The 270-nt window shown below is 71.9% G+C and carries 1 protein-coding gene; it reads left to right on the top strand.

Annotation, left to right across the window (positions count from 1 at the left end; genetic code table 11):
- The first annotated feature begins 3 nt into the window (after positions 1-3).
- The gene (locus ACZ3GY_RS24015; protein ID WP_465912246.1) at positions 4-147 is read left to right on the top strand and encodes a glycoside hydrolase family 15 protein; all 144 of its coding nucleotides are present in this window, start codon (positions 4-6) and stop codon (positions 145-147) included.
- Positions 148-270 lie beyond the last annotated feature (123 nt).

Raw genomic sequence — 270 nt, 5'->3', positions numbered from 1 at the left:
CGCCTGACCGCGGTCGCCAACGACGTCGGCCTCCTCTCCGAGGAGTACGACCCGAAGGGGAGGCGGCAGGCCGGCAACCTTCCGCAGGCGCTGTCGCACCTCGCGCTCGTGGGCGCCTCGGATGCCCTGGACGCAACCGCCCCGTGACCCCCTCGGCGGTTCTAGAGTCGGGGCATGAGCGACGATGACGTCGAGCTGAACCATCTGCGCGAGCGCGTCTACGGCGAAGCCGGAGGCCCGGCCACGGAAGCCGAGATCGCGCGACTCGCG

The organism is Pseudomonas sp. PME37.24/006, assembly GCF_055556635.1.
The sequence above is the reverse complement of the archived record's forward strand: the minus strand, read 5'-3'. Positions and strand labels throughout refer to the sequence as shown.